The following is a 12549-nucleotide window of genomic DNA, read 5'->3' as shown; positions in this document are numbered from 1 at the left end:
CTATTTATTTCTGCTCACATGGCTAGGGCCAATTTCTGGGTACAGGGTAAAGAGTGGATTAGCCCAAAGATTATCCCCGGCGCTAATGCCCCCTTCGGTCAGCCTGTAGTAGGTCCGTTCAGGTGCCGGCGGGTAATTGTCTTGGATGGCTGAAGGCTCAGATCGTTCTGTCGCTTCTACCCACCCCAACCTCTTCAGCACCCCGAAATACATCAGGAAAGAGTGGTATCGCATGTGAGTAAACTTCCGTGACACCTTCCTCAGCTGCTTCTGGTAGATCTCCTCGGCGTACTCTTCCGTAATATCGACGCCGCGGACCACCTGCTTACTGATGATCCGCTCCGCCCGCTCCCTGGCGGTCGCCCTGGCCAGCGCCTCTTTGTATTCATAATTGATATCGGCCTGCGGCGCGCCCTTCTCTGGATCGATCCGCGGCGAACCTTCCGGCCCGTTCCCCAGGAGATACTCCCGGATAAACCTGCCACAGCCAAACGGCCGGAGGAAGCCACCCCTGCTCGGTCTCAGTTCCATTTCCATCGAGGTGATCTAAGCCACCCCTGCCGGCTTTTTCGCCAGAGATTCGAGGCCTTCGATGATTCGGGTGGTCACCTGGCGGATCGAGGCCAGATTTCGCTCAAGGACCTTCTTGTCCTGCGCCCAGAAGGCGACGTAGGGGAAGGACCTGGTTCCAGTATCGAACCCAAAGTGCGCGCCGACGGCAAAGGCGACGCTCTCGGCGATGGTCTCGGCATCACGCCGGGGGATGTAGAAAACCCCTTCTGAATAGTAGTGGGCCACCTCGTGGATAAGCGTCTTCAGTTGCTGAGCCCGCGATTCCTCGGGCCTGACCCAGATTTCCTTGCCGGAGAAATAGCCCTTGATGGCCGGGTCCTGGTACGGCTTCGAGTCAAACCCGACGTGCACACCTTCACTCCTGACGAGATGCGTAATGTCGCCGAAAAGTTCTTCGTTGGCTTCTCCGGTGAGTACTGGAACCTCGAATTCGGGCAGCGGCTTGCCTTCGGTTTGACTGAGGTCGAAGACATAGACCACCTTGAAGTAGATCGGCCTCAGAAATTCCTGTTTCTCCTCTTCCTCGTCGTTTTTCTTGCCTTCGGGTTGGTCAACCGGTTCGGCTTTCAAAGACGACTTCGGCGGCAGGCACGGAGCGAGAATGGCAATGCCCTTTTCGCCTTTCCTAACAAAGCGGCCGAGGTCCTTCCAGGTGTTGAAGCCGGCCACCCGGGTAGCATTTGGATTCTGGGAGGCGATGAGGATGAGGTTGCCGATAGAATAGTCGTGGAACTTCGACATGGTTAGCAGGAAGTTCCGGAAGTGGCTGCTGGAATGGATTGTATCGACGCCGTCCTTGAGCTTTTTCAGGACCTCATCAATGCGGCGCTCTTTAGCCTCGGGCTCGATGGAAAAGCTGTAATCCGGCACTGGAGCGCCGACCCAGCTCGTCAGGTCGTAGCTTCGAGGGGTGACGATCTCGCATTTGGTCGGCTGGCTCCCGGTCGCGGACTGCAGGTCAGAAGCAGATGAGCCGATAGCTGAATCGGTCAAGTGGCGGGACAAGCTAATCAGAAATATCCCGGCCGCCAGGGACCCGCCAAGCAAAGCAATCGTGCTTGGCCAATCCGGCGCTGCCGGCGACGATTCCTGAAGCGGAAGCCAGCTCACTGAAGCCTCGTCGCCCACCTCGATTCCTGCCAGCTCGCCGGCATTCACCTCGATGAAGTAACGGGCTGGCGAAGTCGCACTGACCTGGTACCCAGGCGAGACGTCACGATAGATCTTTTTTATGGTGAAGTCCTCGGAGAGAAAGGCGATGTCCAAAGGGAAAAGCATTGGCACCGTCGTCACTTCAACAATCCGAGAATACCCCAGGTCAAAGAGCATTCCGGTCCCAGCCGCTAGTCCGGGCAATCCGCCCAGTCCTTTGGTCAATTCCCAGGGAGTGGCCGCCACCGCGGCGATCCACTCTCTGCCTTTGATGGTTATTTTAACTTGGCCAGCCATCAACGCCTCCCGGGGATCCGCTTTATACCGTTTCGCTTGCTCTCAAGACCCATCTGCCGGCTCTCGAAGTCGGTATCTCCAATATCCGATCCGCCGAACATGGCCTGATCGAAGTTACGGTGCCACCGGGCAGAGGTCTTGAAGTCAGTCTTCTCCTCGAACTTCTCGCCGCGGCTTCTCTTCGGCCTCATGCCGGGCGGGGCGATCGCCGACATGCCTTCGAGATAGACCTCGCTTGTCGTGTCTTCGCGGTAGTTTACGGGAGCGTTCACCCCGAACTCTTCATGATTGGCATATCTGCCCATTTGCTTGTCCTCCTTGCCAGAGTTTCCGATACCATTCTTTCTGTTCTTCGCCGGAAACCTTGCGGTATTTCATGGTGGTGACGATACTCCGGTGGCCAAGATGCTCCTGTAGCAGCCGGAGCCCGTCGCCGGAGTCGTCCGCCTTAACCGCATGGACGGCGAAAGCATCGCGCAGCCGGTGAGGGCTGACGTTGTGGGTCTTCCCGCTTTCGGCATTCACCAACCGGGGAAGATGTGCGCGCTCGGCGCACACTTTCACGATCTGCCAGGCGCGGTTGCGCCGCAGGTCAAAAAGATGCTTTTCGCCGTTCCTCTCGACGGCGCCGCCGCGGCCGATGAATTCCTTAAGCAGTTTCAGGGTTGTTTCGTCCACCGGTAGCGTCCGGTACCGGTGATGTTCTTTCTCCAGGGCGACCGCCTTCTCTACTCCCTGTCCGCATACCGGGCAAAATCTGTGTCCTTTGCCCAGACGCGCACTGCAGCCTGGGCATGACAACTGGATCCGCGATTTCAGGTGCTCGATGGTAACTGTGCCACGTCTGAGGTCGATGTCTCTGACCCGAAGAGCGAGGGCTTCGGACACCCGGCAGCCGAGGTGAAAGAGCAGCCGGACGAGCAGCCGGTCCCGAAGGTATTCCGCCGCGCTTTCGAGCTTCGCCACCTCTTCGATCTCCAGGTACGCCTTGCCCACTATCCCGACTCCTCGCCCATCTGCTGGGTCATCGGCATGATCATGCCCATCATGAGAAGCATCATGAGCATCGGCATCATCCCTGAGAGCATGTCGCCGCCCGAAGAGTTGCCGGAAACTATGATAACGGCATCCTGTTCGGCTACGGCGTTCGTGTCTTCGATCCAAACGCGAAGGCCGAAGGTGCCGTCGTCGATGCCGCCGCTCGATTTGGGCACCAGCAGGAAATCGACCGAGCCGGTGCCTTCTGCCGGTGTCGAGCTGGCCGGAAGGGTCAGGTCAGCCTGGCCGACACAGGCGTTCACCAGGTGCTTGCCGAAGAGGTTTGTCGAATAAGGGCCAGCCAGGAGTTTCACCGTCTTGGTCACACCGACAACGTACCTGAAGGACACCGTCACCCGGACGGTGTCCCCGGCATTGAATGTGGTTGGCGCTAGCGCCATCGGCGCAAAGGCGATATCGAGTACCACGACCCTCTCCTACACCTTGGCGAAGTCCGAGATCTTGAACTCCGAAATCGTCGGCTGGATGCCGGCGACTAAAAGAGCGTTTTCGTAGCCGAAGAGGTAATTGGTTGTCGCCTGGCCGCCGATGGAGGGCGTGCCGCCGAATATCTTCACGTAGATGTCGTCCCAGTTTGTGTCGACATTAGACGGGATAGTGAAGATGTAGGAGTTGGTGACGTTGGGATACGACGGCGGGGTCGTCACCTGCGGGATGCTGAAGGTCGTCTGCTGCACCAGCTTTTCGTCGAAACCGAACATGCCGTTCGTCCCGATACAATAGTAGCCGGTGACGCCGGAGATTGCCGGTCCGGTGTACTTGAACGAGATCGAAACCATGAGCCGGTCACCGGGGGCGACGGCTACCTGCTTGGGCGCCGGATTCATGTAACCGAGGGGGATGTAGACGCCGCCCGCGGCGGTGAAGAATTTGCCGGCAACCGGATCGAAAAAGACGCGCTGCCCTGTCACCGGATCGACATACCAGCCGGGCAATGTCGGGTCTTCGGCGAGGGTAGGAGCGCCTTCTCCCTGAGCGGTAAAGGGTTTCAGTTCGAGTTCCAGTTTCTTGAGAGCCATATGTTCCTCCTAAACCTTTGTGAAATCGGCGATGCGAAAGTCTGAAATGTTCGGCGAACCGACCGAAGCGAGATTCACCGCCTTCGTCATTTCGTCATCGGCATACCACACTCCGTCGGCGCCGTACCAGAAGCTTTTAGCGCGAACAGTTACCTTCTGGCCGGGCATGTAGAAATAGCCGGAATACGGCCAGGTAACCCCTGCATCGACGTTGGCCCAGTCAACCGGGATAACGGCGCCCGGGTAGGGCGGAGCGCCATATTCCAGCGTCGCCGCCACTCTGATGGCGATGGGTGCTGAATAGGTGTTCTTCACCCTGATGGTGAGATCCACCCGGCTGCCGGAGGCGGCTTCAAACGGGGCATCGATGGAGACGATATCGGCGTACTGCGCCATTTAGCTCTCCTCGGAATCCTCCGGAGCTTTCTGTGCCAGAGGGAAACTGCCGTTGCCGAAGTTGCCGGAGAGCCTGTTGCCGATGACGTCGACCCCGGCGCCGCCCAGGAAAGCATAAAAGAGCGCGGCGACGTCGACCTGACCAGCGAGGCTTGAGCCAAGAGCCAGCGCCACCCCGGCGATCAGCGACCGGACGATAGAGCCGCCGAACTTTCGCAGATCGAAAGCCTCTTTGCTTTCAAGCCAGCCAAGGGCCGCGGCGACAATACCTCCGAAAAGGGCTGCCAATGCAATAAACAGTCTCTCCATGGCTGTCAGTCCTTCTTTCGGTTAATGCAGATGAACTTGCCCCAGATGACGCCGCCCATGGCGATGAGGCAGCTGCCGCTGGTGGTGACCACCAGGCCGAAATCGACGGAGCTTGCCAGCTCGATGCCGATACCGACGCCGGTGGCGCCGATGCCTACGAGCTCGATGACGATAGCCGCAATCATTCCCTTGTTCATCTATATCGCTCCCACAATCCCGGCCATCATCATCACGGCCGTCATCATTTGAACCATCTCCGTTGTCTGGGCGTTGGGTGAAGCGCTGTTCATCACCTGGCCGAGCATGGCTCCCATGGCCGGCAGTCCGAAGCCGTAGGCGTTGTCCTTGCCAAGTGGCGCATCCTGCGGCTTGGTCGAAAAATACGGCGCCACTTCCCGGGCTGCCGTCCAACGGTACTGCCATCCTTCGCCGTAAGCCCTGCGGCCGCTTTCCCAGAGGAGGCCGGTGAGCCCGGCAAGCATCGGCGCGGCAAAGCTAGTTCCCGACTTCACCAGGAAGTCGTCGTCGTTTTTATCGGAAGCCATTTCGAGGTTTGTGCCCCAGATGACGAAATCCGGCTTGGTCTCGCCCTGGACGGTCGGCCCTCGCGAGGATCTTTCCCAGACAAGAAGCTCGCCGAACGTCTCCACCGCGCCTACGGCGATGACCTCCGGCTCGCAGGCCGGCAGCATCACCGTGGTCATCTTCGGGCCGGTATTGCCCGCCGCGGCGATGACATCGAGTCCGTATTCGACGCTTGCCATGCGGCAGGCCACCCGGACCGGATTGTCGGGATCTCCGTCATCCTCGCCACCGAGCGAGAGGTTGACGACGTTGGGATATATGTCATCGGTCGGTAAAAGCCCGGAGGTTCTTGCCTGCTCGGCCAGATCGCACACCCGGTCGATGCCCAGAACAATGGCTTCGTCCGAGGCGATACCTTCGTCGCCGATAACCTTGATGTTCATGATGACGGCGCCGGGCGAGACACCGGCGTTTTCACCCAGGGCGTGCATTCCACCAGCGACGGTGAAGGCCACCTGGGTGCCGTGTCCGAAGACATCGGCTGCGGTCGGCGACTCGGTGAAGTTGGCCTCATAGACCACCTTGCCTTGCAGCGACCGGTGGGTCTTTCGGACGCCACTGTCCAATACAGCCACGGTAAGGCCGGTGCCGGTGATCGGTGGAGCAAAATAGCTCCGCAGGAGATAGAATACGTCCGAGATACTCTCGGCCGGCGGCGCCTCGGCGGCCATCTGACTGGTGCCGTATTCCTTGAGAGGCTTAAGCACCAGCCCCGGGACCGCGGCCAGTTTCTCGGCCTGGGCTTGATCCAGCTCGCAGAAGACTTGGCCGATGACTTGGGCTTTTCGGATGTTCCGGGCGCCGGCTTTTCTCGCGTCTTCTTCGATCTGGTCGATTGAAAGTCCCTTGGATACAAGAGCGTAGCGCATGTCTTCTCCTTATGCCGGATAAGTCAACTGGATGGTATAGGTCACCTTGAGTTGGCCGGTGTTGGGCACATTCACCGTGGATGCCAGAAGATCGCGGGAGAACATGATTGAGCCGGTGCCGGCCGAATTAAACTTGACCAAGCCGTACAGCCCGACCTCATTGACGCCGATCGGAGCGCCGGAGTTATTATTGATGTACCTGATGAGGGTATCGGTCAGCGTTTTGGTGGGGGCGTCGTAGGTAATGGAGTGGAGGTCCGACTGGGCATAGTCCATCTGGCCGGCACCCGAGCCATTCCCGATCGCTGCTCCCAAGACATAGCCGTCGAACGATTCAGGGAAATTGTTGGTGCCGATGACGATGCCTTTATCTGTAGACCCGGCCGTGGCCAGAAACCCGGTGCTGGTTGACCGCTGATTTAAGTTGACGGCTTCATCCCAGCCGGCCGCCTGGTTCAAGCCCCAGCCGGAGCCGTTGGGAAAGACGTTGCCGTTCGTCCATTTGAGCGATATCGCCCCGGCTTCGAACAGGTTGGTCCCGGTGAGGCCGTAGGCAGCCACCTGAGAAAAGAGGAAGTTGTAGGCGTTCCGGTTCCAGGAGTGACTCCGCTGCCGGTGGGCATGGATGATGTTTCCTCCCTCGTCCCGGACCTCCATGGCGAGGTATGCCCTGAATACCGGCATCTTGAGTCGGGTGCCCAGGTTCTCAAAACGCCTGTACAGCTTTTCTAGCTTTGGGTCTTCGGTGTAGATCTCTTCTGTCACTTAAGTCTCCTTCCTAGACGAGTTGCGCGGCCACACCGATCATCGGGACAGGTACGGTGAGCGCCTCGAATTCATCATTACTTACGTCGAGTCCAACGCCCGTTACGATGGAAATGCCCGGCGCCGAAATTGTGCGGGCTGCTGCCGAGATGTGAGCGCCGCCTGAATGATCCTCGTTTGTATGGATTTCCAGGGGCGGCCGCTGCATCACCAGAAGCGGCAAGGAGGCGACACGATTCACGGCGCCGGTCATGTAGATGATGAGTTCCTGGATGTCGAGCCAGCCCGGCCGTCCTGCGCCATGGTTCAGGGCTTTAAGGACGTTGTAGCCATTACCATACACAAGGGGCAGCCGCTCGAAGACGCTTTCGCCCCGGTAGATGATGTCGCCTGGCTGCATTGAGGATCCGATTCCGCCGAGGTTTCGGATGGAACGCGCGCCCCAGTCCTTGTCGGTATCGATCTCGATTTCGGAAAGCCTCGCTGCTCCCGATTTAGCCCTCAGTAGAAAACTCACCTACATCGCCTCCAGCATGAAGTCATAATCGATTGCCTTGCCGTTGTCGGTCGGGTCGTTGCTTTGAAGGGTCACTCTTAAAATGTCGTGAATCGCCCAGGCACCGTTCACCACTGGCAGGCCTGGCCCATCGGCAGCGGCATCGAAAGACTGCTCGTAGACTTTGCGTTCAATGCCGTTTATCTTCTTGAACAGCCGGACCGTTATTTGGGTTCCCGTGAGGTTCTGGATGCCGAGCGAAACGTCGTGCAGCTTGTATTTCGCGCCGGGCGCACCGACGATGATCAGGTTGCTTTCAGCGACTTGCCAGTCGGCGATCGTGAACCCTACGTGAGGCACTTCGCCTGCAAGCTTGTCGGTCTGGCTCCTCACCACCTCCAGTTTCGCCTCTAAGCTGGCGACGGCCGCTTCGATGGCCTTCAGAGAGACCTTTGTTTTGTTGCCCTCGACATAGAACTCGCCAGGCATCAGCTTCCCCTCCCCAGCGGCAACTGTTTCACCGGCTCTTTTCCCGGCTCAAGCCGTTTGATTTCGTCCTTTCTGGGCTTCATCGCCGATGTAACCATGCCTAGCATCATGACCGGCAGCATGAAGCCGAGGAGCGAGGTCCAATCGAAACCATTGATGCCGGTGTTTGCCGGTGCTCCCGGCCAGGCGGGCGGCAGCACCGAACTGTTAGGCGCTACTAGCATGGTGGCCACCGAGTCGATGACCTCGCCGCTGTCTTTCTCGTGTAGGAGCAGCGTAAGTACTGCGTTGGTTTCGGAAAAACGCAAAGCGCCTTTAAGCCTGGCGACGTCCCCCGGCTCGACCGTGAACCAGGTGTAACCAAAGACCGGCAGGGCTTCTTCGCTGATCTGGGTCGCATCCCGAGAAAGGCGGGCTAGCAACGCATATTCCTGCTCAGCATCCGTGGGATTGGCCACGTAGACGGAAACGCCGAGATCGTAGCCCGGGCTGTAATAAAGCCACGGCGGCAGGTCCCAGAAGACGTCACCCAGCGTTCCACCCATAACCGATGACGCCTGGCTCATAGCGGGAACTCCACGTCCTCGCCCTTGAGGGCTTTTCTCACGGTGGACAGAGCCCAGGCTCCCAGGGCGATCATCATGGCGACGCCGATGACGGCCGAAAACGCCGCCTGCCAGAACATCGGCTGGTATGAATTGTATTCGACGGGGTAGCCGTTCATGCCTTAGCCTCGGGAAGTTTCTTAGGCTTTTTAGGCGCCGTGAGCGGCTTCATCACCTGCATCAGGATGAACATGACCAGAAGCATCATGCCCATGTTGATGAGGCTTGAGATGAGGTTTTTCACGTCCTCCGGGATCAGCCACCAGATTACGGTGCCGACCAGTGGCGGCAGAGCGATGAAGCCGATGATGCCGGCGATGACCGGCAGCCAGGCCATACCCTTCTGCCAGGCCAGATAGACAGCAGGTTTACTCGAATCGGCATGGACGATATAGTTGTAGCCGGGCCAGTGCTCGACACCGGCAACGGTAAAGGCCTGTTCCATCTGTGCCAAAGTCTCGGCCGAGGGGAAATCCTCGAAATCGAGCCGGGCTAAGAAAAGAGCGCCTTCGTCTGAGCTCTCTTCGAGCGGGGCGAAGGCGCCCAGTCCTTCAATGCTGCCGGCAATTCCCAGAGGTATCGCCCGGTAGCCTGGCGGCACCATCGCAGAGGGCATGGGAAGCCTCCCTACGCTTAGACTAGCCGCCTGGCCTTGCGGCCGTACGGATTAAGGGTCACCTTGCGGGCTGCGGTGGTGCCGCCGGCGGCGGTCACCGTGGCCATCACCGTGAGTTTGTCGCCGCCGATGAGCCGGAGATCGGCGCCGAGCTGCCCGGCCGCGGCCAGATCGTAGTTGGTGTTACCACCTGCCGCCTGGTCGGTGCCCAGGTATTTCTTATCGATGGTATCGGTTTTCGGGAACTTCGAGACGCGGACGTTGCCGGAGACCTCGGCCTCGGTAATGAGGTTGAGGCGGTTAAGGAACCAGACCTCGCCGGCCGGTACCTCTAGCTCAACGGTCTTGACCGTGTCCTGTGCCGAAGCGTCGGGTACGGTCACCTCGACCTTGTCGCGCTCATCGATCCGGTCCTCGGTATGGATGGCTTCGGCGCTAAGCAGGGCTTCCCGGAAGACCTGGAGCGGCAGACCCATCCAGTTGCCAGACTCGTTGTCGTACACGCCGAGCAGGGCGAGCGACTGCCCCAGCGGGGGCACCCAGCCCTTGGGAGGCCGCGTCCCGGGATAACCCGGGTATTGTTGCGGGATATTCTCTTTCGTCATTTGCTAGTCTCCTTCGTTCGGCGAGAACCGCCTAGGACTTGGATGTGATGCCCTTCATCATCGGCATCAGGATGGCCATCATCATCACCATCATGATCATGGGCATCATGGCCGAGAACATGCTGGTCATGTCGGTGGTCTGCATTGGGTAGTAACCGCCCACCGTGCCGTACTGGTACTGCTGAGGGCGGATCTGCTGGGTGTTGAACTGCTGCGCGGGATACATTTCTTAGCTACCTCCTGTAGTCAACTTCGTTTTGGTTCAGTCCTTGGATGTGACGCCCTTCATCATGGGCATGATGATAGCCATCATCATCACCATCATGATCATGGGCATCATGGCGGAGAACATCCCTGAAAAGGGATCGGTGGTCTGGCTCGGATAGTAGGCCGAAGGTCCGGCCACCTGCATCGGACCGGCCTGGCCCGGTGCGAACGGCCCGCTGATTTGCTGTGTCCTGTACATCGCTTTCTCCTAACTGCTTTCGGTTGATCTTTATGCGCTGGCCTGACGCCGTCCCCCCCGGGCTACATTCCTCACCGCCGCCGCGACGACGGTGAGGAATAGAAGACTAGCCTCGAGGGGAGAGCATCAGGCGAAGGTGGCGCTACTCGAACATGGCGCGCTTGTAGCCGCTAACCATGACCGGACCCTTGCCGTCGACGCCGTCGCGATAATGGCTTACCCGGCCTTCCTTGACCTTCAGGCCGGACGGCGCGATACCGTTCATGCCGGTGCGGAAGGCTTCAGGGGTGGCTTTCTCCTGATAGGCGACGGGGACATTCTTTTCCAGGTCGTTCCAGCTGGCGTACTTACCCATGCGGGCACCTCCTTGTTAGTCTCGGTCCGTTCGCGGCCGGGACAATTATTGGGGTGCACCCTGGTCGGAAAGGCAAAGGGGTCAGCCTGAACCTAACCGATCCAGAGTGCTGACCCCTTAATGAAGCCTGTGAGCTGCCGCTTAAAGCAAAAAGCCTCGTGAGCCAACTTCAGTCGGCAAGCTCACGAGGCTTACGGTTTCAGATTATACAGGCCTTATCCGGCCTGTCAATAGGTTGAGGGTATTTTAGCTTCGCTTCAAAGCGTCAAGGGGCCTTAACTTGATAGGTGATGTATATAGCAAGCGTTATTCGACCAACTGCTGTTCAAGAAAATAATGGGTCACCCATTCATCGTAAATTTCGCCGAAGTCCACCCCAGTGCTCCTGTAGAAGCCAATAAAAAAATGATTCCCGTCAATTATAGATTGGAATATCTCTTCGAATATGTGAGCACCGTAACGACCTTTTAGATAGTCAACAAATTCATAGGATGCGCTATAGAGTTGGGAGATAGGCATTGTATCTGACAATTCGCCATAAATTAGGAAGTTCTTGATGTCAGCAATGTTAACGGAAGACATCATCAGCTCGAGTCTGAGGAAGATACGTTCCAAAAACCGTTGGGTACCTCCTAGGCTGTCTTGAACCGCTATCCCTTCGTAAATCCCGCGCGGGAGCATCCTAATGCCATTGGATCCGAGCATCTCATAGATAACAAGGTGGGACACTTCATGGCTGGGAGTTGGAGTCGTTATACTCGATTTCATTGGATCTTTCGCTATTTCGGCTACGAGGAAGATCATAGGTGATCCATCATCCGACACCCTGAACACGCCGTGAGCGTCCATTTGCCCGGTATCTGACTGAAGGCTGTTTATGTCCGGGTATAAGTAAACAGTGATATGCTCATACGTGTTAGACGGGTTGTATTTTTTTCTAAATCGGTCAATTTCCTTTTGTAGGACGACTAATGTAGATTTAACGCTCTCTGTGGAAATTTCGCCTTTCAATACTATTTCAAATTGCATCTCAGCTTTACCGAGCAACCGATCAGGTTTAATGTAATCCCTGTATATCCATATCGAGAAAGTTAGTAATGTCGATAACGCCAAAAATAGTAAAGCCATCCTTGTGTGTTTAGAGTGTTTGGATTCGTCAGCGGCACTATTACGCGACTTTCTAAGGAAAATGCTACGAGTAAGATACCCGGATAGAACAAGGATTACGCCACCGGTGGTAGCTAATAATGCTGGATTTGCGATCTGACGTGGAAGGAAAACCTCAAGATAGATAGCCCCACATATTATGATCAATGCTGTACTTAAAAAAATAAATGTAGCCAAGCTCGCTACCAAGGTAAAGGCAGTTTTTAACACTGGCCGACTAGTCATTAATTGCTTCATTGTGAGTCCATGAATCTTAGCATAAAGCCTTGTGCGCTAGCTAAGGAACCGATCGACCTTGATGTTTTAGGCAAGGGAAATTATTATGGTCTAATGAGCCGAACCAACTAGCGGGCTGGGGATCTTATGCAAAAGATTGTTCCGACCTTTTTAAGCGAAATCGTGATTGGATTCGGCTTTCTCAGTGGTCTGTGGATTCACGTCGGGATTAATCCAGAAACAGAGCTAATTAAGGCTTTCGCAAGTGTAGCGGAAGCCATCGCTCCCGACTCTGGAATTTCATTGTGGTTCTGGTTAATACCTCTGGTTATGACGGCAGTTTCATTATGGTTGACCTATGCAGTCGGAGGCGTAATGGGGTTAATAGCCGTCGGGCTTGCATTCGTGGCGGGCTTGTCTATTGGCACGGATTTTGGACCACCTCTATTGGTTATCTCTCTTGTGATCGGATTGATTTCCCCCATGATGTCCAACGGTGAATCTTAATCC

Annotated in this window: 21 protein-coding genes; 1 reads left to right on the top strand and 20 read right to left on the bottom strand. The window is 56.9% G+C overall.

Annotated features, from left to right (window positions below; all coding sequences use genetic code 11):
- From ABV300_RS03665 to ABV300_RS03570, 20 genes are all read right to left on the bottom strand, one after another.
- The gene (locus tag ABV300_RS03665) at positions 1-537 is read right to left on the bottom strand and encodes a hypothetical protein (protein ID WP_353715174.1); all 537 of its coding nucleotides are present in this window, start codon (positions 535-537) and stop codon (positions 1-3) included.
- 9 nt (positions 538-546) lie between these two features.
- Complete coding sequence (locus tag ABV300_RS03660; RefSeq protein ID WP_353715173.1) at positions 547-2022, bottom strand: DUF192 domain-containing protein; 1476 nt, start codon at positions 2020-2022, stop codon at positions 547-549.
- Complete coding sequence (locus ABV300_RS03655; RefSeq protein WP_353715172.1) at positions 2022-2327, bottom strand: hypothetical protein; 306 nt, start codon at positions 2325-2327, stop codon at positions 2022-2024. The genes ABV300_RS03660 and ABV300_RS03655 overlap by 1 nt, the downstream gene beginning before the upstream one ends.
- On the bottom strand, positions 2305-3018 hold the full coding sequence (locus ABV300_RS03650; RefSeq protein WP_353715171.1) for a tyrosine-type recombinase/integrase: 714 nt from the start codon (positions 3016-3018) through the stop codon (positions 2305-2307). The genes ABV300_RS03655 and ABV300_RS03650 overlap by 23 nt, the downstream gene beginning before the upstream one ends.
- Positions 3018-3488 (bottom strand): hypothetical protein, encoded by a 471-nt coding sequence (locus ABV300_RS03645; RefSeq protein ID WP_353715170.1) that lies wholly within the window; start codon positions 3486-3488, stop codon positions 3018-3020. The genes ABV300_RS03650 and ABV300_RS03645 overlap by 1 nt, the downstream gene beginning before the upstream one ends.
- Before the next feature lie 9 nt (positions 3489-3497).
- Complete coding sequence (locus tag ABV300_RS03640; RefSeq protein ID WP_353715169.1) at positions 3498-4100, bottom strand: hypothetical protein; 603 nt, start codon at positions 4098-4100, stop codon at positions 3498-3500.
- A 9-nt stretch (positions 4101-4109) separates the two neighbouring features.
- The gene (locus ABV300_RS03635; protein ID WP_353715168.1) at positions 4110-4496 is read right to left on the bottom strand and encodes a hypothetical protein; all 387 of its coding nucleotides are present in this window, start codon (positions 4494-4496) and stop codon (positions 4110-4112) included.
- Entirely contained in the window at positions 4497-4805 is a 309-nt protein-coding gene (locus ABV300_RS03630; RefSeq protein WP_353715167.1) for a hypothetical protein, read from the bottom strand.
- Positions 4806-4810: 5 nt separating this feature from the next.
- Positions 4811-5002, bottom strand: a complete 192-nt coding sequence (locus tag ABV300_RS03625) for a hypothetical protein (protein WP_058438681.1) — start codon at positions 5000-5002, stop codon at positions 4811-4813.
- A complete protein-coding gene (locus ABV300_RS03620) occupies positions 5003-6259 on the bottom strand; it encodes a S8 family serine peptidase (protein WP_353715166.1) in 1257 nt (418 codons plus the stop codon). It abuts the gene before it with no gap.
- Positions 6260-6268: 9 nt separating this feature from the next.
- Positions 6269-7024 carry a hypothetical protein gene (locus ABV300_RS03615; protein WP_353715165.1) on the bottom strand — a complete coding sequence of 252 codons (756 nt, stop codon included), beginning with the start codon at positions 7022-7024 and terminating at the stop codon, positions 6269-6271.
- A gap of 13 nt (positions 7025-7037) precedes the next feature.
- Complete coding sequence (locus ABV300_RS03610) at positions 7038-7541, bottom strand: hypothetical protein (RefSeq protein ID WP_353715164.1); 504 nt, start codon at positions 7539-7541, stop codon at positions 7038-7040.
- The gene (locus ABV300_RS03605) at positions 7542-8009 is read right to left on the bottom strand and encodes a hypothetical protein (RefSeq protein ID WP_353715163.1); all 468 of its coding nucleotides are present in this window, start codon (positions 8007-8009) and stop codon (positions 7542-7544) included.
- Complete coding sequence (locus tag ABV300_RS03600) at positions 8009-8575, bottom strand: hypothetical protein (RefSeq protein WP_353715162.1); 567 nt, start codon at positions 8573-8575, stop codon at positions 8009-8011. The genes ABV300_RS03605 and ABV300_RS03600 overlap by 1 nt, the downstream gene beginning before the upstream one ends.
- Positions 8572-8733: a cytosine permease gene (locus tag ABV300_RS03595; protein WP_353715161.1), complete on the bottom strand. Its 162-nt coding sequence runs from the start codon at positions 8731-8733 to the stop codon at positions 8572-8574. Before ABV300_RS03595 ends, ABV300_RS03600 begins: the two co-directional genes overlap by 4 nt.
- Positions 8730-9230: a hypothetical protein gene (locus ABV300_RS03590; protein WP_353715160.1), complete on the bottom strand. Its 501-nt coding sequence runs from the start codon at positions 9228-9230 to the stop codon at positions 8730-8732. Before ABV300_RS03590 ends, ABV300_RS03595 begins: the two co-directional genes overlap by 4 nt.
- 17 nt (positions 9231-9247) lie before the next feature.
- Positions 9248-9835, bottom strand: a complete 588-nt coding sequence (locus tag ABV300_RS03585; protein ID WP_353715159.1) for a hypothetical protein — start codon at positions 9833-9835, stop codon at positions 9248-9250.
- A 262-nt stretch (positions 9836-10097) separates the two neighbouring features.
- Positions 10098-10301, bottom strand: a complete 204-nt coding sequence (locus tag ABV300_RS03580; RefSeq protein ID WP_058438706.1) for a hypothetical protein — start codon at positions 10299-10301, stop codon at positions 10098-10100.
- A gap of 142 nt (positions 10302-10443) precedes the next feature.
- On the bottom strand, positions 10444-10656 hold the full coding sequence (locus tag ABV300_RS03575) for a hypothetical protein (RefSeq protein WP_058438714.1): 213 nt from the start codon (positions 10654-10656) through the stop codon (positions 10444-10446).
- 306 nt (positions 10657-10962) lie between these two features.
- On the bottom strand, positions 10963-12048 hold the full coding sequence (locus tag ABV300_RS03570; protein WP_353715158.1) for a hypothetical protein: 1086 nt from the start codon (positions 12046-12048) through the stop codon (positions 10963-10965).
- Between the two features lie 138 nt (positions 12049-12186).
- Here ABV300_RS03570 and ABV300_RS03565 point away from each other — a divergent pair, with 138 nt between their 5' ends.
- A complete protein-coding gene (locus ABV300_RS03565; RefSeq protein ID WP_353715157.1) occupies positions 12187-12546 on the top strand; it encodes a hypothetical protein in 360 nt (119 codons plus the stop codon).
- Positions 12547-12549: the final 3 nt, after the last annotated feature.

Source organism: Dehalogenimonas sp. 4OHTPN (genome assembly GCF_040448695.1).
Lineage (GTDB): Bacteria > Chloroflexota > Dehalococcoidia > Dehalococcoidales > Dehalococcoidaceae > Dehalogenimonas.
Note: the sequence above shows the minus strand (reverse complement) of the source record. Positions and strands in the feature narration are given on the sequence as shown.

Bases quoted from the DNA above. Each gene is read 5' to 3' on its own strand.
- ABV300_RS03590 (WP_353715160.1), bottom strand. From the start codon at position 9,230: ATGCCCTCTGCGATGGTGCCGCCAGGCTACCGGGCGATACCTCTGGGA.
- ABV300_RS03565 (WP_353715157.1), top strand. From the start codon at position 12,187: ATGCAAAAGATTGTTCCGACCTTTTTAAGCGAAATCGTGATTGGATTC.
- ABV300_RS03635 (WP_353715168.1), bottom strand. From the start codon at position 4,496: ATGGCGCAGTACGCCGATATCGTCTCCATCGATGCCCCGTTTGAAGCC.
- ABV300_RS03660 (WP_353715173.1), bottom strand. From the start codon at position 2,022: ATGGCTGGCCAAGTTAAAATAACCATCAAAGGCAGAGAGTGGATCGCC.
- ABV300_RS03640 (WP_353715169.1), bottom strand. From the start codon at position 4,100: ATGGCTCTCAAGAAACTGGAACTCGAACTGAAACCCTTTACCGCTCAG.
- ABV300_RS03570 (WP_353715158.1), bottom strand. From the start codon at position 12,048: ATGACTAGTCGGCCAGTGTTAAAAACTGCCTTTACCTTGGTAGCGAGC.
- ABV300_RS03575 (WP_058438714.1), bottom strand. From the start codon at position 10,656: ATGGGTAAGTACGCCAGCTGGAACGACCTGGAAAAGAATGTCCCCGTC.
- ABV300_RS03580 (WP_058438706.1), bottom strand. From the start codon at position 10,301: ATGTACAGGACACAGCAAATCAGCGGGCCGTTCGCACCGGGCCAGGCC.
- ABV300_RS03630 (WP_353715167.1), bottom strand. From the start codon at position 4,805: ATGGAGAGACTGTTTATTGCATTGGCAGCCCTTTTCGGAGGTATTGTC.
- ABV300_RS03600 (WP_353715162.1), bottom strand. From the start codon at position 8,575: ATGAGCCAGGCGTCATCGGTTATGGGTGGAACGCTGGGTGACGTCTTC.
- ABV300_RS03665 (WP_353715174.1), bottom strand. From the start codon at position 537: ATGGAAATGGAACTGAGACCGAGCAGGGGTGGCTTCCTCCGGCCGTTT.
- ABV300_RS03620 (WP_353715166.1), bottom strand. From the start codon at position 6,259: ATGCGCTACGCTCTTGTATCCAAGGGACTTTCAATCGACCAGATCGAA.
- ABV300_RS03585 (WP_353715159.1), bottom strand. From the start codon at position 9,835: ATGACGAAAGAGAATATCCCGCAACAATACCCGGGTTATCCCGGGACG.
- ABV300_RS03625 (WP_058438681.1), bottom strand. From the start codon at position 5,002: ATGAACAAGGGAATGATTGCGGCTATCGTCATCGAGCTCGTAGGCATC.
- ABV300_RS03595 (WP_353715161.1), bottom strand. From the start codon at position 8,733: ATGAACGGCTACCCCGTCGAATACAATTCATACCAGCCGATGTTCTGG.
- ABV300_RS03605 (WP_353715163.1), bottom strand. From the start codon at position 8,009: ATGCCTGGCGAGTTCTATGTCGAGGGCAACAAAACAAAGGTCTCTCTG.
- ABV300_RS03655 (WP_353715172.1), bottom strand. From the start codon at position 2,327: ATGGGCAGATATGCCAATCATGAAGAGTTCGGGGTGAACGCTCCCGTA.